Source organism: Microseira wollei NIES-4236, assembly GCF_020521235.1.
Taxonomy (GTDB): domain Bacteria; phylum Cyanobacteriota; class Cyanobacteriia; order Cyanobacteriales; family Aerosakkonemataceae; genus Microseira; species Microseira wollei.
On sequence record NZ_BLAY01000016.1, the window covers coordinates 27,606 to 48,760 of the forward strand.

The 21,155-nt window shown below is 45.4% G+C and carries 16 protein-coding genes; 12 read left to right on the plus strand and 4 right to left on the minus strand.

Annotation, left to right across the window (positions count from 1 at the left end; all coding sequences use genetic code 11):
- The first annotated feature begins 392 nt into the window (after positions 1 to 392).
- From MiSe_RS07285 to MiSe_RS07295, 3 genes are all read left to right on the plus strand, one after another.
- A complete protein-coding gene (locus tag MiSe_RS07285; protein ID WP_226576759.1) occupies positions 393 to 800 on the plus strand; it encodes a HetP family heterocyst commitment protein in 408 nt (135 codons plus the stop codon).
- 283 nt (positions 801 to 1,083) lie between these two features.
- The gene (locus tag MiSe_RS07290; RefSeq protein ID WP_226576762.1) at positions 1,084 to 1,842 is read left to right on the plus strand and encodes a PPC domain-containing protein; all 759 of its coding nucleotides are present in this window, start codon (positions 1,084 to 1,086) and stop codon (positions 1,840 to 1,842) included.
- 271 nt (positions 1,843 to 2,113) lie between these two features.
- Positions 2,114 to 2,827 carry a peptidylprolyl isomerase gene (locus MiSe_RS07295; protein WP_226576765.1) on the plus strand — a complete coding sequence of 238 codons (714 nt, stop codon included), beginning with the start codon at positions 2,114 to 2,116 and terminating at the stop codon, positions 2,825 to 2,827.
- A gap of 731 nt (positions 2,828 to 3,558) precedes the next feature.
- On the opposite strand, the gene MiSe_RS07300 is transcribed toward MiSe_RS07295, so the two are convergent.
- The 3 genes from MiSe_RS07300 to MiSe_RS07310 form a co-directional block, all read right to left on the minus strand.
- The gene (locus MiSe_RS07300; protein WP_226576768.1) at positions 3,559 to 4,512 is read right to left on the minus strand and encodes a DUF1822 family protein; all 954 of its coding nucleotides are present in this window, start codon (positions 4,510 to 4,512) and stop codon (positions 3,559 to 3,561) included.
- Between the two features lie 6 nt (positions 4,513 to 4,518).
- Complete coding sequence (locus tag MiSe_RS07305) at positions 4,519 to 5,430, minus strand: hypothetical protein (RefSeq protein WP_226576770.1); 912 nt, start codon at positions 5,428 to 5,430, stop codon at positions 4,519 to 4,521.
- A 262-nt stretch (positions 5,431 to 5,692) separates the two neighbouring features.
- Positions 5,693 to 5,899, minus strand: a complete 207-nt coding sequence (locus MiSe_RS07310) for a hypothetical protein (protein WP_226576772.1) — start codon at positions 5,897 to 5,899, stop codon at positions 5,693 to 5,695.
- Positions 5,900 to 5,997: 98 nt separating this feature from the next.
- On the opposite strand from MiSe_RS07310, the gene MiSe_RS07315 reads away from it, so the two are divergent.
- From MiSe_RS07315 to MiSe_RS07355, 9 genes are all read left to right on the plus strand, one after another.
- Positions 5,998 to 6,336 carry a hypothetical protein gene (locus tag MiSe_RS07315; RefSeq protein WP_226576773.1) on the plus strand — a complete coding sequence of 113 codons (339 nt, stop codon included), beginning with the start codon at positions 5,998 to 6,000 and terminating at the stop codon, positions 6,334 to 6,336.
- 462 nt (positions 6,337 to 6,798) lie between these two features.
- On the plus strand, positions 6,799 to 7,212 hold the full coding sequence (locus MiSe_RS07320; RefSeq protein ID WP_226576775.1) for a type III secretion system chaperone family protein: 414 nt from the start codon (positions 6,799 to 6,801) through the stop codon (positions 7,210 to 7,212).
- Positions 7,213 to 7,602: 390 nt separating this feature from the next.
- Entirely contained in the window at positions 7,603 to 8,088 is a 486-nt protein-coding gene (locus MiSe_RS07325; RefSeq protein ID WP_226576777.1) for a (2Fe-2S)-binding protein, read from the plus strand.
- Positions 8,075 to 9,046, plus strand: coding sequence for an FAD binding domain-containing protein (locus tag MiSe_RS07330; protein WP_226576779.1), 972 nt, complete (start codon positions 8,075 to 8,077; stop codon positions 9,044 to 9,046). Before MiSe_RS07325 ends, MiSe_RS07330 begins: the two co-directional genes overlap by 14 nt.
- A gap of 229 nt (positions 9,047 to 9,275) precedes the next feature.
- Positions 9,276 to 11,531, plus strand: a complete 2,256-nt coding sequence (locus MiSe_RS07335; RefSeq protein ID WP_226576781.1) for a xanthine dehydrogenase family protein molybdopterin-binding subunit — start codon at positions 9,276 to 9,278, stop codon at positions 11,529 to 11,531.
- Positions 11,532 to 11,737: 206 nt separating this feature from the next.
- Entirely contained in the window at positions 11,738 to 12,895 is a 1,158-nt protein-coding gene (locus MiSe_RS07340; RefSeq protein WP_226576784.1) for an XdhC family protein, read from the plus strand.
- A 182-nt stretch (positions 12,896 to 13,077) separates the two neighbouring features.
- Positions 13,078 to 13,677, plus strand: coding sequence for a nucleotidyltransferase family protein (locus MiSe_RS07345; RefSeq protein ID WP_226576787.1), 600 nt, complete (start codon positions 13,078 to 13,080; stop codon positions 13,675 to 13,677).
- Between the two features lie 364 nt (positions 13,678 to 14,041).
- Positions 14,042 to 15,373, plus strand: coding sequence for an APC family permease (locus MiSe_RS07350; RefSeq protein WP_226576790.1), 1,332 nt, complete (start codon positions 14,042 to 14,044; stop codon positions 15,371 to 15,373).
- A gap of 31 nt (positions 15,374 to 15,404) precedes the next feature.
- Complete coding sequence (locus MiSe_RS07355) at positions 15,405 to 16,085, plus strand: SAM-dependent methyltransferase (protein ID WP_226576793.1); 681 nt, start codon at positions 15,405 to 15,407, stop codon at positions 16,083 to 16,085.
- Between the two features lie 884 nt (positions 16,086 to 16,969).
- On the opposite strand, the gene MiSe_RS07360 is transcribed toward MiSe_RS07355, so the two are convergent.
- On the minus strand, positions 16,970 to 20,764 hold the full coding sequence (locus MiSe_RS07360; RefSeq protein WP_226576796.1) for a hypothetical protein: 3,795 nt from the start codon (positions 20,762 to 20,764) through the stop codon (positions 16,970 to 16,972).
- Between the last annotated feature and the right edge of the window lie 391 nt (positions 20,765 to 21,155).

The window sequence follows — 21,155 nt, forward strand, 5'->3', positions numbered from 1 at the left end:
TTTGAGCGTACGCATCATTTCATCAACTAGCAGAATTAAAGCCAACTGAAGCGTTGCAAACAACTATGCGTACGCTCCCATCCCCTGCACGCAAGAAGAACATAGGCGTGCGTACGCTCAATTTACCATGACATTTTTGCCAGTCCTGTCTCTACAAATATAATTACTCTGCCGCAACAGCCGAAAATTACGCATTTTTTACACAAATTAATATTTACGATTTTGCATAAAACACTGGGGGTTTGACCAGAGTTATAGACAGATGGAGGACAGCGCCACGCGATCGCACCAAGACTATCTGTGCGGCATTTAGCCATGACGAGCGAACTCAATTGACTCAAAAACCTAATTTTATCAACTCCCAATCCCGAATTTAACAGGAGTAAACTTTCATGAATAAGCAACTCTCCTCTGACAATACGCTCGATAAATTCCTGACTGACGAACAGTTCGAGCAAGTTGTTGAAGCCATTCGCCAGGAAAAGTATGCTTGGGCTTGTGTTTTAATCTTGCGCTTTGCTGGCTATAATCCTCTCCATTATATACCTTACCGCACTTACAAATTTATCCTAAAATCAACAGGTCAAAAGCGCCAAAGTCATCAAAATAAACCCGATAGCATAGCCCGGGTTAATTCAGCGGTTGTTACTAACAATGACAGAAGCTACGAGCGGCAGAAGTTAGGAGCGATCGCCGACTTAGAGTATTTGGAAATAGCGAGCGATCGCCAAACCGAAATCAAACGCGGTAATCGAGAACTACCGTTAGATTTATCCCATTGGTTTTATATGTCCGAATAACCCGATAAAACACCTAACTGATTCATAACTTACGATCCAAACCGGGTTTCTGTCCACCCCAGAAACCCGGTTTCTTTGGTATGCGTGCTTAACGAATACGAGTGTCTTTTCGCCGGGTTTTGAATCTGGAACCTCTGATTATTACTCAGCCTCAACAGCCAGATTTTTATGTATTTTTTACATAAATTAATATTTTATATTTTGCAGAAAATCCTGGTTTTTTGACCGGAGTTATAGACAGAAGGAAGACAAAACCGCTTCACCCTAAAAAGGAGTAGAACATATGCCTCCCATTACTAACTACGTTATTGGCAACCTAACCAGCACCCCGGTTACTCGCACCGACTTCCTAAATGAAACTTACACTGATGATGTCTATCGCTTCAACATCAGTGAAACTAATAGCATCAATCTAGACCTGCGTAACATAAGTGCTGGTGATGACGCCGATCTTTATCTGTATCTGGACAGCAACAACAACGGTCAGTGGGATACGAGCGACCAACAGCTTGCAAGTTCTCTTCGTGGGAGCAACAGCGATGACTCAATCAACTATGTAGCTTCGACAGGTACTTATTTTGCACGGGTTCAGCGCTTCGCTCCCGGTAGCAATGGTGGTTTAAACTATACACTGGACTTATCTAGCACCCAACAGTATCCCTCTGCAACAACCGCCCCTAATCTAATCCCTAACGAGGTTGATGGCGGTGTCTTGTCTCGCGGACAGACCTACACCTCCTCCGGATCGGTAGGTAGTACTGATACATCTGATATCTACAGATTCAGTCTAGCCTCAGCCAGTAATGTCAATGTTAGGCTCACGGGATTGACCAGCGATGCTGATATTCGTTTGATTCGGGACTTCAACAACAATCGCATCGTTGATGCCGGTGAAGTTAGCACTCAGTTTGCTTCAACTCGTAGCGGTACATCGTCAGAAAATTTTTCCTTTTTCCACCAAAGTGGCATCCCATTTTACGTCCAGGTCTTTCAGTATAGTGGTGATACCAACTATCAATTGCAGGTGAATCCTACTGCTTAAATTCGGAGTTGCAAAAACTTAGCAAGCAATCAGGTAATTGCGACTATTTCATTGCAGTGAATTTAATTCATATTCGCCCTGAAAAGTTCATAACTTGGTTGTGTTCGTGATTGACAGTAAGCGGCCTTAGCGCCGCTTACTGCCACAATTATTCAAGAATTTGAATATCCAATCTGGCACAATTGCGCCGTAGACAAGTGTTTTCACCTTTCACTGACACCTGTCACTTTCTAGTTAAACAGATAGACTCAATCATCAGAAGTAGATAGATATGACAACAGTTTTACAACTTGGGAATCGAACGATCGCGGCAGAGCAAGTCATGCCATTACTGAGCAGCTACCAGATGCTGCCCCAATTGTTGCGCGAGAGTATCATTGACCAAGCCATTGCCCCTATTGAGTGTACTCCTGAGGAAATCGCTTTTGCTTACGAGAAATTTTATCAGCAAAATCAGCTAATCTCAGAAACTCAGCGGCAGACTTGGCTGGAGCGTTACTGCATGAACCAACCATATTTAGAAGAACTATTGATCGTGCGGCTGTTGAAAATTGAAAAATTTAAACTGGCGACTTGGGGTCATAAACTAGAATCTTACTTTCTCAAACGCAAGGGTGCGCTAGATCAAGTTGTCTATTCTCTAATTCTGACTAAAGATAAAGAGATGGCTCAAGAACTTTACTTTCGCATTCAAGAACGAGAGCAGACCTTTGCCGAACTTGCCTACGAATACTCACAAGGCCCAGAAGCCGAATCCGGTGGAATTATTGGTCCGATTGAGCTAGGCAATATCCATCCAAATCTGGCTCAGTTGCTTTCTGTTAGCCAACCGGGTCAACTTTGGCCCCCCAGGCCGTTAGGAGAATGCCTGCTGATTGTGCGCCTCGAAAAATTGATTCCAGCGCAGTTGAATGAATCGATGCGCCAACGGTTGCTCCGCGAACTTTTTGAAGCCTGGTTGCAAGAGCATCTGAGTCACTTCTGATTGGTACTCGGCCTCAACAGCCAAATTATTCGGCAATTTTGACAAATTTATATTTTTATCGCTAAAAAAGAACAGTGTTAACCCAAACCCTATCACCAGGGTGAGGATGCGATCGCTCAAATTTTTCCTGACAAGCCAACCCCTCTGAGCCATCATCGTTTTGATGTCGCGGTAAATTCCAGCCCAGAGGATGCGATCGCACAACTATCTCACTTCATCCTACGTCTTGCCAAACTTTGCAAGCAGTTTTGTTTTCAATTGGGTGCAACACAACATTGTAGGGGCACGGCATCCGAAAATCTTTGAGCTGGCGACAAAGCTTACTGATGTTCCCTACCCCCCCATTGATCTGACTGAAAATGGCTATAAGTGTATTTCACGCCCGTTGCAAACCGCTATAAAAGCCCCCCAAGGCATTAGGGGGTTGGGGGGATCGATGCGTAAGTTCTGCAACAGATCTATGCCAAACCCTTTCTAACCGCAAAGAAACCCGGTTTCTTTGATCATACCTGCGCCAATTTTCTGAAACGCCCACACCCTAAAGGGTGTGGCTACACAAACCAAGCCCACCTGCGTGGGCTAAAATTCTTACAGGCTGCGTAGGCAGCCAAAGTTTGTGTAGCGGCATCCTTAAGGGTGCCGGATGCAAGGCGAAGGTATTATTTGAGAAACCGGGTTTCTAGCTTTTTTCCATAAAACTGCTATATCACCATTTTTAACCGCACCTGCAATCAGATTTCAAAAGTCTCGGTGACGCTAACTTCACCTAAACTTACTTGGATATCAAAGCTTTCTCCTGAATCCCCCCGAAATGGTTTTAATTGAATGTAGTTATACTGACCTTGAGATTGTACTTCCGCGACGGTTTTTCCCGCTGCGAGTAAACTTAGTTTTAGGTTGGCTGGCAGAGTCTTTCTACCCACTGGATGCACTTGCACTAAGACGATCGCTTGCTGCTCCGAAGTCGGCGTAATCGTCATCAGCAGCGCTACTGATTGATTTTCCAGTTCTACTCCCAAGTCAATCAGTTTGGCTGCTTTAACAGTCTCCTCATTACTTCTGAAACTGGCTACACTTGTGCTATTTCTAAACGCTAGATTCCCTTGATTTGTGCTTAAAAGCGCTGACAATGATTGCCAACCAGCTTCAAATATATTCTCAAACCATTTGCTGAGTTGGATGGGTTGGGGAACTGGTTTTACTGCTTCTAGCAAATCTGGTAGCGCTCGCAACTCCCCAATCGCTAATTCACCGCTGTTTGGAACCGTTTTGCTAAATCCCAACAATGTCGCTTCTCGTAGCGTTTCGTCAAGCTGTACCGCTACATAGCCAATTCGATCTGACAACACTTCTAACGGAATGCCAACAACCGCATCTTCTGGTAATACCGGACGACATTCTAATTTGCCTAATTTAGGAATATCTAAATCGGCGACATCCAGGATTGTTTGCATTAATGGATTACAACTAAAACTGGCTGACCAATTTGTTTCAATTCCCATGCAATCCAGGTAAAATTTGACTGCATACACCGCCAAAGTATTGAGATAAACTTGTTTGGCTTTTTGAGGATTGGAATGGTAACGTTGAAACTGTTTCGCTCGCGCGTGCGCTGATAAAGCCAGCGTAACTTTAAACGTCCAAGGTTCGATATCGGTGTTGATGATTGATTGATTTACCCTCATGGCTCTTCACTCTCTAATACATTGCATTAACTGGGAGCGAAATTTTTCGCAGCTTCTTTGAAAGAAACTACTCAATGTTGGAATTTTCACATCTAATTCTTGGGCAATTTCTTTCCAACTTTTTCCATCAAATCTTTTTAATGCTATCGCTCTAAAATTCGCATCTTTTTTAGGTCTAATATATTCTTTTTGAAACACTTTTTCAGCGTCTTCTTCTAGACATTCTCGTACCATGTCAAACAATGAAATTGGTTCTTCTGGTGCGACAATATCGAATGGATCGTCAGGCCAAGGTAACACATCGATCTCCTGATTTCTGTATTCTCCCTCACATTCTATAAATACTCGTTCCAATCGAAAGTTGACCCAGTTCATAAATTTTTGTTCTCCCCTTTCGGGGTCGTAGTTGTCAATCTTTCGACAGACATAGATTAAAGTTTTATTCACTACTTCATCATAAAGCAAGTTATAAAACTTGGGGGATAATCCAGGTCGTTTTGGATGACAAAGTCTACCCGAAAGTCTAATGGCTTCAATCAGTTGTGTTAAAGCATGTTGCCGTAACCTAGAACCAGGCGGGTGTCGTTGCGCTTCTAATGCGAGATTTTTGAGCAGTTGCCCATCCTCCAGGGCTTTTTTACAAGCTTGATTCCGCAGGGTGTTAGCCCATTCTCTCATCGATATAAGTTTTGGGTTGTAATTGTGCAGTTCCTCCTCAATTTGGTGCAAAAACTGCTGTTTTACTTGCTCGTAAATCTCTTGATAAACACCAGATAAAGGTTCACCCATAGGCGGACGAGCAATTTTGCGCGAGCGCAAAATTTCTTTCACTAGCTCCTCTAAGGCTAACTGCCGCTCCGGAGTTTGGCGAGCGTGCCGTTGCGCCTCTAGTACTAATTGTTCAAGTTGCTCATCCATAATCTAAAAAGTAACACCAAAAGTGCTATTCATGGCTGGGTGCGATATGCCGACCGCACGCACTCGCGTTCGCAATTTGTTTTCCTTCCTCTCGTAACCGCAAGGTGTCGCGTTAAGAGTGTCTGTTCATTGCGCTTTTGATTGTCAAACTGTACTTCTACTTTTTACTCAGCCTGGACAGTTAGAACTTTCTGCATTTTTTACAAAACTTAATATTTCTGGTTAGGGTATAACCCAGATGCGGCAGGCTCAAGTGCTTTATTTATCGGAGGAAATGCGTAAATGCCGAGATTTGTGCCTGACTGGTATAAAAGTTTAAAATAATTTGTTGATTTTCAAAGATAGATGAATGGCGACGGTAAACTGATAAATAACCCAAGTTGCTAGTTATAACTATCGTGGGTTGCTCAATTGCTAATCGCAAGCTTGCTAATTGCTGATGGGAAGATTTTTCGGTTCTACCAGCCATTAGCTATTAGCCATTAGCCTGTCTTCAGCGCTAAAAAGATAACTAGCAACAAGCGTTAAATATTGAGATTATTCCTTTTTCCTGCCACGGATATTCCAATGACGCCAGCTCAGCAAAAAGCACTCTTAATTCAGTCAACAACCGGACTGAAACCAAAACATTTTGCCGATTTAATCCGAGCCTCGCAATTAATTTGCGACCCAGCGGCTGGAGTTTCGGGAATTGTTGTAGAAACCGACTGGGAAGAGTTAGGTATTCCCTTGAGCGTCGCTGAAAATCTTAAAACCTTGGGGCAAAAGTATCGGTATTCATCTCCCCACGTGCCAATGGAAATTGTCTGGGAGCAATTGACTAAAGAAAGTCGCCAGTGGTTGATTGAATATAAAAACCAATTGTGGCGGATAGAAGAAGCTTTTCCCGCCCTAGATGAAGATTAATCGCTAATAATCAATTAGCCATTAGCAATTAGCCGCCGCCACGCTCTTACCAGCACCGAGTCTGGGGAAATTCGGCGCGATATGCACACCCCTAGCTACGGGAGAGCGTAAGCGTGGCGTAGGCATTCGCTGCTTGGGTTCGTGCAATAATTAGAGAAAAAGCCCTTGCAGCTAGCATCGCGCCACCCCCGAATCCCAGCATCACCATCGGCATCCCACCTACACAAGCGAACCAGAAATTTTGGGTTTAAGCAGTCAAAATTACTACAATTTAGTAAAATTAATTAAAGCCCGACAAGGTGATAACCGTGGAGAAAGCTTGTGGACAATCTTATTGAGCTGGGATTGGGCATGGGGCACGATCGTATTGGGGTAGAGGCAGAATGTTCTACATTCCTCTCCTCCCCAGTTCCTTGGATTCCTTTCGGGTACCTGAAAAAAAATCTGCGAGGCTGAAAACCCATGACCGAAATGAATATCAATGATGCAGTAGCTCATCCTTTGGCGAAATATCGCAATCATTTGGAATTCAATGGATATCAGGTAGAAGAAGAAGAAGAAGATCTGCTTCTATGCCGTCACCCAAGAAAAGCCAATATGATGCTAAGAAATATTCCAGACAGAGGAGTATTAATCATCATACCTTACGATTGCGAGCCAGATGTCGAGAAAATAGAACTTTTGAAATATGCCAACGATTTGAATGCAAATTTTATGTTTATAAAGGCATATATTGATGAAGAAAAAACTTTGTTTCTAGAAACTTTTTTTGACGGCGACTATGACCGGAAAAACTTTTCAACGCTTCTGGATAACATAGAATCAGACATGGAAGTTTTGGCGGAACACGAGCTAACGCAAGAGTATTTGCAGTAAGAAAAAAATCATCAGGTACGCCCACTAACTTTACAGCTGCCAACGATCGCGCCAGACAGAACCGTAGGAGACAAGGAGGACAAGGAAGATAGCTTCTTGTCTCCTACTTGTTGTAATAGATATTAGTATTAAAATTCACATTAATATTATGAGTTTTTACTTAGGTTGGCGGTCTGGGCACTACGCTCTTCGGAGCAAAGAAACAAAGGTGATTTGCGTAAGTCATAAAAATTACAAAAATCAAAAAAGAGTAAATATGCATCAGACTTCTGCAAAAACTACCCTCAAAGGCGGGCAGAATGCCCACCCCACAAGATTTATTGCAGAGGTCTATTGCATTTCTGCCCAAACTCCTCAATACTTGGGCAAAGGGCAAGACTCGTTTTCACTATGGTTAACACTGAAACAATAGACCTAAAAGTCAACGGCGAGGTACGTGCTTTGAAGATCGAACCCCGCGTTACCTTGCTGGATGCGCTGCGGGAATATATCGGTTTGACGGGTACGAAAAAAGGGTGCAACCAAGGTGCTTGCGGTGCTTGTACGGTACTGATAGATGGTCGCAGAATTAACTCGTGCTTGACATTAGCGGCGATGAATGTGGGTAAGGAAATTACTACCATTGAGGGACTGGCAAAGGGTGATGAATTACACCCGATGCAAGCAGCATTTATCAAGCACGACGCCTTCCAGTGCGGTTATTGTACGCCGGGACAAATTTGCTCGGCGATCGCATTATTAACAGAAGGACATACCCAGTCGGATGAAGAAATCCGGGAATGGATGAGCGGCAATCTTTGTCGCTGCGGAGCTTACACTAATATCGTCGCCGCAATTCGGGAAGTGACGCCAGGAGGTGAAAATGCGTCCGTTTAGTTTCGCTCGAGCAATAGAGGTAACGGGTGCGATCGCAACGGTGCAAACCAACCCAGAAGCCAAGTTTATCGCAGGCGGGACAACCTTGCTCGACTTGATGAAGCAAGATGTGGAAAAACCCACCCAATTGGTAGATGTTAATTCGCTGCCTTTTTCCCAAATTGAAAATATCTCGAATGGGGTGCGAATTGGAGCAATGGCAAGGATGAGCGATGTGGCGGAAAATTCAATTATTCGCGATCGCTTTCCGGCAATTTCCCAATCCCTCCTCCTCAGCGCTTCCCCCCAACTCCGCAACATGGCATCGATTGGCGGCAATTTAATGCAGCGCACCCGCTGCGGATATTTCCGCGATCCGGCGTTTCCTTGTAATAAAAGAAACCCTGGGTCTGGATGTCCGGCGATGGCGGGAGAACATCAAAAGCACGCTATTTTGGGAACGAGCGAGCAATGCGCTGCTACCCATCCATCGGATATGGCTGTGGCTTTGGTAGCATTAGATGCCGTGGTCTGGGTGCAAGGAGCGAAAGGGGAACGCCGGATTCCGATGACAGAATTTCATCTGTTACCGGGGAATACACCGCATAAAGAAACCGCATTAGAAGCGGGGGAATTGATTGTTGCTGTGGAAGTGCCGGATGCAATTTATGCGGCGCGATCGCATTATATGAAAATACGCGATCGCGCTTCCTATGAATTTGCTTTGGTTGCCGCTGCTGTTGGTTTAGAGAGCGAAAATGGCACAATCAAAGCAGCGCGAATTGCTTTGGGAGGTGTGGGAACAAAACCTTGGCGGAGTCTTGAAGCAGAAAGTTTTCTGCAAGGGAAATCTGGGACAAGAGATAATTTTAGGCAAGCAGCAGAAGTGGCTTTAGCAGGTGCAAAACCTCTGCCACATAATGGTTATAAGGTTGAATTGGCAAAACGCGCTTTAGTTAGGGCATTGGAAAGTGTTTGAGGTAGAAAATGGGGTTTGTTTTTACTCTTTTGCCGCCTGGAGAGTATTTATTTAATCAACCGCAAAGACACGAAGAGCGCGAAGTAAGGAATAGATCATCTTCTGGTGTAGAAGTAATACCAAATCCGCTAATTTTCTTCCTCTTCTTCTTTGCGTCCTTCGCGCCTATGCCCTGGCGCGCACGCTTCGCGAACGCGGTTTATTTAGTTTAGTAGAATCCAAAACCGATATGTCTCAAATTGGCAAACCTGTCAGTCGGGTAGATGGACGAGCAAAAGTTACGGGGGAAGCGCGTTATTCAGCGGAATTTCCTCTAGAGAATATGGCGCATGGGGTGTTTGTTACGAGTAGTATTGCGCGCGGACGGATTAAGGAGATCGATACGGCAGCAGCTGAAGAATCTCCGGGGGTTTTGGCAGTGTTGACGCACCTCAATATGCCTAAGTTGGCAAAAGAACCTAAGCTTGGTTTTGGGGCGATCCAAGTGACGCAAAGTTTTGCGCCGATGCAAGGAGAGGAAATTTTTTATAGCGGACAGCAGATCGTTTTAGTTGTTGCGGATACTTTGGAAAGGGCGACCTATGCTGCAAAATTGGTGAAGGTTAGTTATGAAGTGGAAAAACCCGTCACTGCTAAAGATTTGGATAAAGTTTACGAACCGGAAATGCTGTGGGGTGGCATGTTTCCAAATCGCATGGCGCGGGGGAATGTTGAGCAAGGGTTGGGGGAAGCAGAGGTAACGATCGCCGAAACTTATTCTATTGCGGGGAACCACCACAATCCGTTAGAACCTTCGGCGACTATTGCGGCTTGGTCAGGGGATAAACTTACTCTATACGATGGGACGCAAGGGGTATTTTTTACTCAATCAACTGTGGCGAATTTGTTGGGAATTCCGGTAGAAGATGTCAGGGTAATTAGTCAATATGTGGGGGGCGGTTTTGGTTGCAAAGGCAGCGTTTGGCCTCATACTTGGTTATGCGCGATCGCTGCCCGTCAAGTCAATCGTCCTGTGAAAGTCGCCCTGACTCGCGAGCAAATGTATACCTCGGTTGGATATCGGGAAGAACAGAAGATTGAACTGACAATTGGGGCAACGCGGGATGGTAAGTTGACTGGGATTAAGCATGTGAAAACTTCTCCCACTTCCCCTTTTGATGAGTGGGCAGAACCGAGTAGCATGATTATGAATGGCCTCTACGCTTGCGATAATTTTGAGGCAAGTTACCGATTAATTAAAGCTAATGTCATGACCCCGACTTTTACCCGCGGACCGGGAGAAGTACCGGGGATGTATGCTTTAGAATCGGCAATGGATGAGTTAGCGGATAAGTTAGGAATCGATCCGATTGAATTGCGCCTGCGTAACTATACTGAAGTTGAACCAGCGACTGGACAACCCTATTCGAGTAAGTCGCTAAAACAATGTTATGCGCGCGGTGCGGAACTAATCGGATGGTCCCAAAGAAATGCAAAACCTGCTTCGATGCGCGAAGGTAATTGGTTAATTGGTTATGGCATGGCGAGTTCTAGCTTTCCCGTTTTGCCTCCGGGAACGGTTCAATCTGCCCGCGCTACAATGCTTGCCGATGGTCGCGCAATCGTGCAATGCGGGGCGGCAGATATTGGCACGGGAACCTACACGATTTTGGCGCAAGTTGCTGCCGATGTTTTGGGAATTAGTTGCGATCGCATTCAAGTGGAAATTGGCGATACTACCCTCCCCTTTGTTACTTCTGCCGGGGGTTCGATGGGGGCAGCGGCGTGGAGTTCTGCCGTCCACGTCGCCGCAACCGAACTGCGGAACAAGTTAGTAGAATTGGCGAAATCCAATTCCGAATCACTGCTTTTCGGCGCAAAAGTAGATGATATTGCCACAGAAAACGGTCGTCTATGCTTGAAGTCAGATAGTAATAAAGGGGAAAGCTACACTGCTTTATTATCTCGCCTGCAACAACCATCTGTAGAAGCGATCGGCACTTGGAAAGTCGGAGAAGGAACGGGAGTCGATACGGGGGAAGCACCCCAAGAGAACCCCAGCATTAAATATGCGATGAAATCCTTTGGGGCGCACTTTGCCAAAGTAAAAGTAGACCCAGATTTTGGCATCGTGCGAATAGTTAAGTGCGTCGGCGTATTTGGTGCTGGACGCATCCTCAATGCCAAAACCGCCCGCAGTCAATTGATGGGCGGTATAGTTTGGGGCATCGGGCAAGCGTTGTTAGAACATACCCATATGGACTATAACTTTGGGCGCTATACCAACCCCAACTTGGCGGAATATATGATACCCGTCAACGCCGATATTCCCGAAATCGAAATTGATTTTATCGATGAAGTTGACCCTCATATTAACGTTTTGGGAGTCAAAGGAATTGGGGAAATAGGCATGGTAGGTGCCGGGGCGGCAATTGCCAATGCCATCTTCCACGCCACAGGTAAGCGCGTCCGGGATTTACCAATTTCGCCCGATAAATTGTTGTAGCAAGTACGGGCAGGTTTAACGATATATCTCTTGCTTCCGCATATGCCTCCTCCCCAATTACCAATTACCGCCATCACCTTTGTTTCGACCTAGATCTCTAGTTTCCAATCAACGATTTTTCAGAGAAACTTTGGTGTTTGCGTAAGTCCTGAATTAGCAATTAGCAATTAGCAATTAGCAATTAGCAATTAGCAATTAGCAATTAAATGAATGAACTACAAGCAATCATCAACGCATTTGAAGCAAGTAAAAAAAATGGCGAAACGACTTTTCTCGCCACAGTTGTCAGCACCAAAGGTTCCACCTATCGCCGCCCCGGTGCAAAAATGTTGATAACCAACGCAGGTCAAATGGTAGGAATGGTAAGCGGTGGGTGTCTGGAAAACGATATATATCAACATACTCGCTACTCGATGCAATCGGGCGCACCCATAGTCATCACTTACGATACTACCGCCGATGAAGATATTGTCTGGGGATTTGGATTGGGATGCAACGGCGTTGTGCAAGTTTTGCTCGAACGGTTAGATCCAGATAACAAATTTAATCCACTTCGTTTTATTTCCCAATGCTTTACTCAAAAACAGCTGGTTGCTATCGCCACTATTTTTGGAATTGAAGGGGAAGTAAATGCCAAAATTGGCAACCGCTTAATGCTAAACATAGATGGTAAACTCAGCAGCAATATTGAAGATATAAATTTAAATTCAGCAATAATGGCAGATGCTCAAACTGCGCTGCAAAATCAACATTACACAGTCAAAAAATATCAATTATCATCAGGAATCGTAGAAGCATTCATCGACGTTATTCACCCTCCCACACCGCTGATTATTTTTGGTGCGGGTCGCGATGCCGTACCTGTAGTAAAATTTGCTAAAGCATTAGGTTGGCACGTTACCATAGTTGATTGTCGAGCTTCCTTAGCAACAAGACTTCGCTTTCCCCTCGCCGATCAAATCCTTCTCACCCGTCGCGAAACTCTCCGCCAACAAGTATCCGCAAACGAACATACCGTAGTAGTAATAATGACCCACAATTACTTAGACGATTTAGAAATATTGAAAATGCTCCTACCTTCTCCAGTGCCGTATATTGGTGCTTTGGGGTCAAAAGAACGCACTGCAAGATTACTGCGGGACTTGCGTAAAGAAGAAATATTTTATACCGAAGACCAAGAGAACCGATTGCACGCACCAGTGGGAATCGATATCGGATCGGAGACACCGGAAGAGATAGCGATCGCAATTATCGCTGAAATCCAAGCCGTATTAGCCAATCGTGTGGGAGGCTTTTTGAAACACCGCCAGGGATCGATTCACCAACCACCATCCCATCAAAAACTAATTAACGCAAGTTGCTAGTTATAAACAAGGGCGTTGCTAATTGCTAATTGCTAATTGCTAATATAGGATTTTTACTGATTTCGCCTCGTTCCCAGGCTCATGCCTGGGAACGAGGCGACTGCCTGGGAACGCCATTAGCCATTAGCCGCTCCCAGAGAGATAACTAGCAACTTGAGTTAATTACCAATGACCAATTACCAATGACTAAAACCATAGCCACAATCATCTTAGCAGCCGGTGCATCCACACGCATGGGAACGCCAAAACAACTGTTACCTTATCGGGGAACTAGCTTATTGCGACACGTGGTAGAAGAAGCAATCGCTTCAGTCTGCCAACCTGTTATTGTTGTTCTGGGTGCGAATGCCGAAAAAATTTATCCCTCACTCAACCAACTCCCGATTCAAATCGTCGAAAACTTACACTGGAACCAAGGAATGGGGACATCGATTAAAACCGGAATTCAATCGCTTTCTCACCTACATGAAAAAATAGAAGCAGTCATGCTCACCCTTGGCGATCAGCCCTTTATTTCTGCTCAAATTATTAATCGCATTGTTGAAGCATATCATACCACAGAAAAACCGATTATTGCCTCCGAATACGCAGGCACATGCGGCGTCCCCGCTTTATTCGCTCGCACTATTTTCTCAGAACTAAACGCCTTAAAACAATCAGAAGGCGCAAAACAAATCATCAAAAAACACCACCACCAAACCTTCTGCATACCCTTCCCACAAGGCGCAATAGACATAGATACACCACAAGATTATCAACAATTGCAGACAACAACCGACTGATATCATGTCCGCTTGAATACCCATAGTTATGACTGACGCGGGGACTCGGAAGGGGACGGGTCGAGTTTTAATTAGGGGTGAAAAGCCTGATATCATATGACAAGCGCATGGGGCGACGGGGCATCTACCTGAAAAACCTCTTTACTTCTTCCTCTTCTTCTTTGCGCTCTTCGCGTCTATGCGCTGGCGCGCACGCTTCGCGAACGCGGTTCATTAAAAAAAAGTAAATGCTAAGCGCATTAGATATAAATTGTTGTTACCGCTCCCCCTGGCGCTAGATTAAAAATAAAATATAAAACAGTAAAGTAAAACAAATCCTCCCAGCCTAAATTATTGCCCCAAGAGAAAGACCAAATCTTAAATTATGGCAACAAAAGGAACAGCCCCCCAGCCAACACTTTCAGCCATCGACGCCGGTGCGCTGATTGTAGGCATGGTAATAGGTGCAGGTATTTTTGAAACACCAGCTTTGGTAGCAGCAAATACCGCAAGTGCCTCCCTAGCTTTGTTCGCTTGGTTACTTGGTGGAGGGATATCCTTCGTAGGTGCTATTTGCTATGCAGAATTAGCAACTGCCTATCCCCACCCAGGGGGAAATTACCACTACCTGATGCGTGCTTTTGGTAAAAATTTAGCCTTTTTATTTGCTTGGGGGCGAATGACAATCGTTCAAACCGGGTCGATCGCGCTGGTAGCATTTGTATTTGGGGATTACGCTTCCGAGTTGTGGCGTTTGGGAGATGATTCCCCGGCGATTTATGCCGGAATAGCGATCGCACTGCTCACCAGTTTGAACGTACTAGGCGTCCGCCAAGGTAAGTGGACGCAAAATTGGCTCACCGCCGCTAAAGTCCTGGGATTGCTATTAGTCATCCTAGCCGGAATAGCCCTAGCCAAACCCCTAGCGCCAGATACCATCACCGCAACTGCACCCAAAACTACCTTTGGACTGGCGATGGTTTTTGTATTGCTGACTTATGGCGGGTGGAACGAAGCTGCTTATATTTCAGCCGAACTGCGAGAAAACCAGCGTAACATGGTGCGCGTATTGCTAGGAAGTATTAGCATTATCGCCGTAATTTACCTGCTGATTAACTTTGCTTACATCCACGGTTTAGGACTGGAAGAAATGGCAAAATCAAAGGCAGTCGCTGCCGACTTGATGCGCCGCGCCATGGGAGAAAATGGGGCAAAATTCGTCAGCTTTCTAATAGCGGTTTCAGCATTGGGCGCGGCTAACGCTACCATTTTTACAGGCGCGAGGACGAATTATGCCTTAGGGCAAGATTTCTCAATGTTTAGTTTACTCGGACGCTGGCAAGCGCGTGGGAATACACCCACCAATGCGCTGTTCGTACAGGGAGCGATCGCCCTATTGCTAGTCTTTCTGGGAGCAATTACCCGCAAAGGCTTTGAAACAATGGTAGATTATACCGCCCCAGTATTCTGGTTCTTTTTTCTCTTATCTGGCATCGCCCTCATGGTGCTGCGGCGGAAAGAACCGAACGTACCCCGTCCGTTTCCCGTGCCATTTTATCCCGTTATCCCATTGCTTTTTTGCGTCACTTGTGGTTACTTGCTTTATTCGAGTTTGGTTTATACCGGCATTGGAGGAACTATCGGCGTAGCAGTTTTGCTGACAGGCGTTCCCCTACTGCTGCTTTCCCGTCAAACTAGGGAGAGCGAGTCAGAATAGGGAATGTTGAATAGAGGAAGATTTTATGGGAATGCAACTACTAAAGGTCGCAATGACAACCGCGATCGCAACCAGCTTAGTACTCGCAGGTTGCACCGAGCAAGTTCCGCCTAAACAGGTGACAACGCCCCCTGCTGCCAACACACCCGCCACGCCAACTCCGAAAAAGGTTCCCGATGTGGTTTACGTACCCACACCGCAAGTAGTCGTCGATAAAATGCTGGAAATGGCAAAAGTGGGGAAAAATGACGTACTTTACGACCTTGGCAGCGGCGACGGGCGCATTGTCGTTACCGCAGCACAAAAGTTTGGCACGAAAGGCATTGGTATAGAAATTGACCCGAAACTGGTGAAGCAAGCAACGGCAAATGCTGAAAAGGCGAAAGTAAGCGATCGCGTCCAGTTCCTCGAACAAGACTTATTTCAAACCGACATCAGCAAAGCAAGTGTCGTCACCTTATACTTGTTACCCGAACTCAATTTAAGGCTAAGACCAACCCTGCTGAGAACATTAAAACCAGGTACTCGCATCGTCTCCCACGACTTCAACATGGGTATCTGGAAACCCGAGAGAATCGAAATAGTCAAAGGTCCCAGACGCGAGCATATCGTTTCTTTGTGGGTAGTTCCCGAAAAAGTACCACCCGAATTGCTGAATGTAGACGCCGAGATACAGCAGTTACGACAGTTGCAAACACCTACACCACAATGAAACAAGAGGCTGGTAGCCCCGTCAATTTATTGCGGGGCGGAAAGTTGACGCGGGCGAATTTATTCGCTGTCACAATTATTAAGTTTTCTATCTAACAACTTGCACCAAACATGGTTTTATAATAGGTTGTTTTTTGTGGTGCATAATGCAATAAAAAATTAACGCCAAAAAACAAACTTCTATAGCTGAAATTGCTGAGAAGTTGGCGAAAATCCAGTCGTTCAGTACCCGAATCGACTGCCCTAATCAGGATGGTCTTTTTACGGAATGTCAACAACATTCAGGGACGGAGCCGTTCCGGCGGGCGGTAAAAAGACAGAATCATCATCCTTTCGCAAGCAAGTAAGCGCCTCCTCAAGCAGGTGGCTGATTCCCCTGGTGAGGGTATCGCCCCATAGCTAGGAAAGTCCAGCCAGATAGCTGTCCCTCGAGGTTCAGGGCGAAAAGCTTTCCCCAACTCCTAGCCTGAATCCGCGCATCTTTAGAGCGCGGAGTGGCTCAACTTTGATTGCACGGGCACGGCAGCAAAAAACCTTCGAGTTAAGAGCAAAGCCTATTGGTGCCGTGCCCCTACAATAATAATGTTTTCCCATCAATGTGCCACACAAGGGGCGGGTTTATTTATTCTTGGCGCTGCGATCAAAGATCTCAGGACATTAGCACGCGGGGCCAAAAACTTTGGTGATGCGTCAATCTCGCGACTCCAAACCCACGATTAATCGATTTCACCAAAGTTTTTTTGCGTCAGTCCTGGATCTCTCGTAAAACCCGCCCCTACAAAATCAAAAATTATACACAAACTTTGTTCCCGGATTTGATATTACTCAACGCGATCGCAGCAATTAGCAATTAGCAATTAGCAATTAGCAATTAGCAATTAGCAATTACTCCCAATTTTCTAATTCCGTCATCCAATATTGGACAAAAGCGATCGCTTGACTCCGCCGCGCTTCAAATGTTAGCGCTATCCAAATTAATAGGGAACCAACAACAATCCCAATAGCCCACAAAAATAAGGAATAATCGTTGATAAATAGCCAAACTTGCCGCAATACTCTAATGATAAACGTCAGCGTGCCAATGTAGAGAAATGCTCGCACCCGCAAGGCGATACCAATGAGAATCGCGACAATCGCTAAACCAATTGTCAGAAATCCTAAAAACAGGGGAGAAATACCGTAAATTCCTACTTCAGCTTGATAAAGAGCGGTAAAACAAATCAGTCCGATTGCCAAACAGCGAAGCAGGTGGCGCGTTTCCCTTCCTGAAGGCGATCGCAATTCGGGATCGATTTGTGCGACGTATAATAACGACCCGCCCCAAAGCAGAGCGTACCATAAAGGTTCGGTGATGGATTGTGCGTTGAATATTCTGATCGTTGCCCAATTTGCCAATCCAACGCTGAGATAGCTGAGGCGGACTTGCGATCGCGCTTTGGCAATCCAAGCATAAAATGCCGCGACCAGCAGCAAACTTTGGATAGAAACGCTCGATCCATTGAGGAAGATAATCGAAATTGGCAGTAACATTGCCGAATTTTGCCAAGGCGTCGCCGACCATCCCCAACTTGTCCAGGGCAGAACGTACATAAAATAGGCAAAAAAGCAAGCGATCGCTGCCGACCAATTAAGCAATACTGCATCGAGTAAAACTAGATGCAACCCATAGGCAATTGCTATGCCTAATTCCACAATCCCTGCATATGTCCAGCTTGCAGTCGAACGACCTTGAATCAGCGCATAAGCGGCTAAGATTGTGGTTACTGCTAACCAAATTTTTTCCCCTGGAGTGCTGAGGGAACTAACTAATGCTAGTAATATTAATCCGCTACCAGCAACCCAGTGCAAGTGAGCGATCGCTTTTAATTCGGAATTATCCAGACGCAGGTAGGGAAACAACCAGCGAGCAAATAATCTTTGAGAAATAGCGATCGCCGTCGCCAAAGCTGCCAATAAAGTTAATCCATCTCCCGGATTGCCTGCTTTAGCTTGCATTAGTTGATAAATTAATAACTCGTAAGCTGCAGCGGAAACACCGAAAATAGATAAATAGGAAATCGGTTTAAAGTTAACGTTTCGCCGCCCAATTCCAATCCCAACTAAAGCCGCAGCTAGAGTATATAAGCCAGTGTAAGTATCAAACTTGTGATGGGCAATAATTAATCCTAAAATTGCATAGAAAATGGGGATAGCGTGCCAACTCGAAAGGTATGGATTTGTTACTCGCCTACCTGCCACGAAATCGCCAGCGAGTTGAGTAGTTAAACCGAGAGCGAGGGTAGCGATCGCTAACCATACGGGGGAACGATTGATTGAGGCGATTATACTCGCAACAAGCAATTCTACAGCTAGCGCCAGACTGTAAAAGCTGACGTTAGTAGGTAAATTCCAACAACGATAAACCAAACCAACGGTAATAAATCCAGATGCAACGATAAATTCAAAAGCCGTGACAGAAGGATACCAATAGGCGGTGACATTGTAGCCGATCAGGAAAGTTAGGGTAGGAATCGTTAGCGCGATCGCCCAAGCATCGGTTGCTTGGGTATAAACTTGGCGCAGGCGGCTAGAACCTTTTCTCAGCCAACTGTGGAGTAACCAGAGAATCAAAGGCGCGATCGCTAAAACTGTCACCCACCAACCTATTGTCATGCGTGGGGAAAATACTTCCCAAATCGCAGCACCGCCGAAGCATAAACCAAATCCAACTGTTAGCAATGCTGCTATTAATTCTGGCAAGTTTTGCGTATTCAGCAGCATCAGAATGGTGGCAATTCCTAAACTCACTAACCGTGGCGTAGTAGAAATTATTGTTAAAGGTTGAATTGCCAAAAGAGCAGTAACGCTCAGCCAGTTTGCCAATTTAGGTTCGGGAAAGTTGGGGAGATAAGATAGCAAAGTCAGCGCAGCTGGTACAACCAACCAAGCAAGATACCAATCTGTGGGATTTTTTAAAGCGGGATTGAATAATTGAGTGTAGCTTATTGCCGCTAGTACTAAACCCAAATGCCAGGAACTGCGCCGCCATTGCTGCCAGTTAGTGCCAATGCTAAAAATCCATTCGGCAATCGCGCCGCCTAACAGAATTAGTAACCAAGTATTTACCGTTAGATTGGGGAAGCCATAATTAATCCAAGCCGCAATTGTTACCAGTCCAGCAATATGGGTTAAGTAAATTAACCCCGTTCCCGCCGCAGTCCGGAGGATAACCACAACCGCAAGGGTAATAAAAGATAGTAGCAAGTTGATAACGCGAACTAGAGGATTGAAATAACTAACAATCGTTAAAAATAAACCCAGAATTAACGCCATCCCTTCTGCTTGCAGCGCCAATCCTTCCTCCTCTTGTCGCCGCAGATAAGCTGCTAAAACTAGCGTTAATATGACGTAAGGAAAAACGCCCAATCCGATTAATGCTTGAGGCATAAACTCGTTTCCGGCAAGGCGAATGCCAAAAGCAATAACTTCTTGCCGCAATGGGAAAGGAATCGCGCGCCACAGCAACCAAAAACTTTGTAACCCAACTAAAAATAGCGCGATTAAATCGGCAGCTTGCTTGAGTAGGAAGAGTCTATCTGCTAGTAGCCATAAAGCTAAAACGCTGACGGCGATCGCTTGTTGGGGTATTTCCGCAACCGCAACCAACCAACCAGCTAAAAGTAACACCCAGCCAAGGTTTGACCAGATTTCACCCGTGCGTTCGCGCCGAGATAACCAACCTAGCAACCAACCACAAATTCCCAACGCCAAACCAAGGTTACTGATAGGAATTTTCGCGGCTAAAATTGCTCTCCCCACCAGCAAAAGCGTCGCAAAGGTGATAGTAATACCGCCAAGAGAAATAGAATTAGAGATGCTTACTCCTGCTTCTACTCTGCGCCTTCGACTTTGATAAAACAGCGTTAACGCCGTGCCAATTGTACCGATATACGTCGCAATTAGGGGAAAATTCGTCAGCGACCAACCCCAATGCAGCCAACTTAAACCGATACTGTTCGCTAAAGTTAGGCGGGAGGCGGAAAGACTTCGTTCCAGTAGATTAACTAAAATAGCCGTGAGAGACAATGCTGCTACTGGTGCGACAATCCATCCCAACGGGAAATTCCACAATTTAAACCCGTCCATCATCCAAAAATTGACGGGAATAATTAATAGCGTCGTTACTTGCAGCATTCTGGCAGTTAGCTGTAAATTCGACTGTCTTCTCGCCCAAGCACTAATTACCCAAAATACTAAAGTGTAAGCGAATAAAATCCCGTATTGTCCGACAGGAGAGAAATTACGCCATTGACTCGCCGCCAGAACTGCTGAGGATACAACTATGAGAAATACACCCAAAAATAGCAGCCACAAAACGCTAACTTCTGCCATAAAAGACTGCAACAACCCACTAGAACGAGCGGGTTTGCTCTTAGCGATCGTTGTGCTTGCAGCAGGCGTAGGCGGGGTTGGGAGAACCAAATCTGGGACTGTGACGATATCAGCAGTTTCACTGGGTGAGGAGGTAACAACAGGCGCAATAGTGGGAAGGGGACAAGTTAGATGTTCTTGACACAAGCGTCTAACTTGAATTTCAGTTAATAATCCCAGACTTAGCCATAGGTCTAAGCCTTCCAGCAAAGCGGAATCAGGGTAGACTCTGAGAATAATTTCAATCGGGCGATTGGCGCGATATGTCATATGTGGAGAGCCTCAAAACCGATATTTTAGATGTGAAGCTGCTGGCAAAAGTTACGACATCAGGAAGGGGAAGTAAATAGGAATCCCCCATCCTGTTAGCGAAGCGGCGCGATAGCGAATTTGGCAGAGCGATCGCTGTACTGCTGGCAGTCAGCGTGGTAGGATGTTACTTCCAGCTATACACAGGTTTCTGTATCAACGCCTCACCCGTTCCAGGTATTTTGTACAGGACTTACCCACGACGATCGTAGCAACCCGGTTTCTTTGCATAATTACTCCTTTCGCGATAGAAGACTATCTACCTCTTTCTTCTTCCTGTCTAATTCGCTACCCTTGAATCCCTAAGCGCATCCGCAAGCGTTAGCGAACGCTAACGCGGTTTCTTAAATAG

Excerpts from the sequence above, each read along its gene's own strand:
- MiSe_RS07360 (WP_226576796.1), bottom strand. The coding sequence starts at position 20,764 with ATGACATATCGCGCCAATCGCCCGATTGAAATTATTCTCAGAGTCTAC.
- MiSe_RS07295 (WP_226576765.1), top strand. The coding sequence starts at position 2,114 with ATGACAACAGTTTTACAACTTGGGAATCGAACGATCGCGGCAGAGCAA.
- MiSe_RS07325 (WP_226576777.1), top strand. The coding sequence starts at position 7,603 with ATGGTTAACACTGAAACAATAGACCTAAAAGTCAACGGCGAGGTACGT.
- MiSe_RS07355 (WP_226576793.1), top strand. The coding sequence starts at position 15,405 with ATGCAACTACTAAAGGTCGCAATGACAACCGCGATCGCAACCAGCTTA.
- MiSe_RS07305 (WP_226576770.1), bottom strand. The coding sequence starts at position 5,430 with ATGGATGAGCAACTTGAACAATTAGTACTAGAGGCGCAACGGCACGCT.
- MiSe_RS07330 (WP_226576779.1), top strand. The coding sequence starts at position 8,075 with ATGCGTCCGTTTAGTTTCGCTCGAGCAATAGAGGTAACGGGTGCGATC.
- MiSe_RS07300 (WP_226576768.1), bottom strand. The coding sequence starts at position 4,512 with ATGAGGGTAAATCAATCAATCATCAACACCGATATCGAACCTTGGACG.
- MiSe_RS07290 (WP_226576762.1), top strand. The coding sequence starts at position 1,084 with ATGCCTCCCATTACTAACTACGTTATTGGCAACCTAACCAGCACCCCG.
- MiSe_RS07320 (WP_226576775.1), top strand. The coding sequence starts at position 6,799 with ATGACCGAAATGAATATCAATGATGCAGTAGCTCATCCTTTGGCGAAA.
- MiSe_RS07310 (WP_226576772.1), bottom strand. The coding sequence starts at position 5,899 with ATGGCTGGTAGAACCGAAAAATCTTCCCATCAGCAATTAGCAAGCTTG.
- MiSe_RS07350 (WP_226576790.1), top strand. The coding sequence starts at position 14,042 with ATGGCAACAAAAGGAACAGCCCCCCAGCCAACACTTTCAGCCATCGAC.
- MiSe_RS07340 (WP_226576784.1), top strand. The coding sequence starts at position 11,738 with ATGAATGAACTACAAGCAATCATCAACGCATTTGAAGCAAGTAAAAAA.
- MiSe_RS07345 (WP_226576787.1), top strand. The coding sequence starts at position 13,078 with ATGACTAAAACCATAGCCACAATCATCTTAGCAGCCGGTGCATCCACA.
- MiSe_RS07335 (WP_226576781.1), top strand. The coding sequence starts at position 9,276 with ATGTCTCAAATTGGCAAACCTGTCAGTCGGGTAGATGGACGAGCAAAA.
- MiSe_RS07285 (WP_226576759.1), top strand. The coding sequence starts at position 393 with ATGAATAAGCAACTCTCCTCTGACAATACGCTCGATAAATTCCTGACT.
- MiSe_RS07315 (WP_226576773.1), top strand. The coding sequence starts at position 5,998 with ATGACGCCAGCTCAGCAAAAAGCACTCTTAATTCAGTCAACAACCGGA.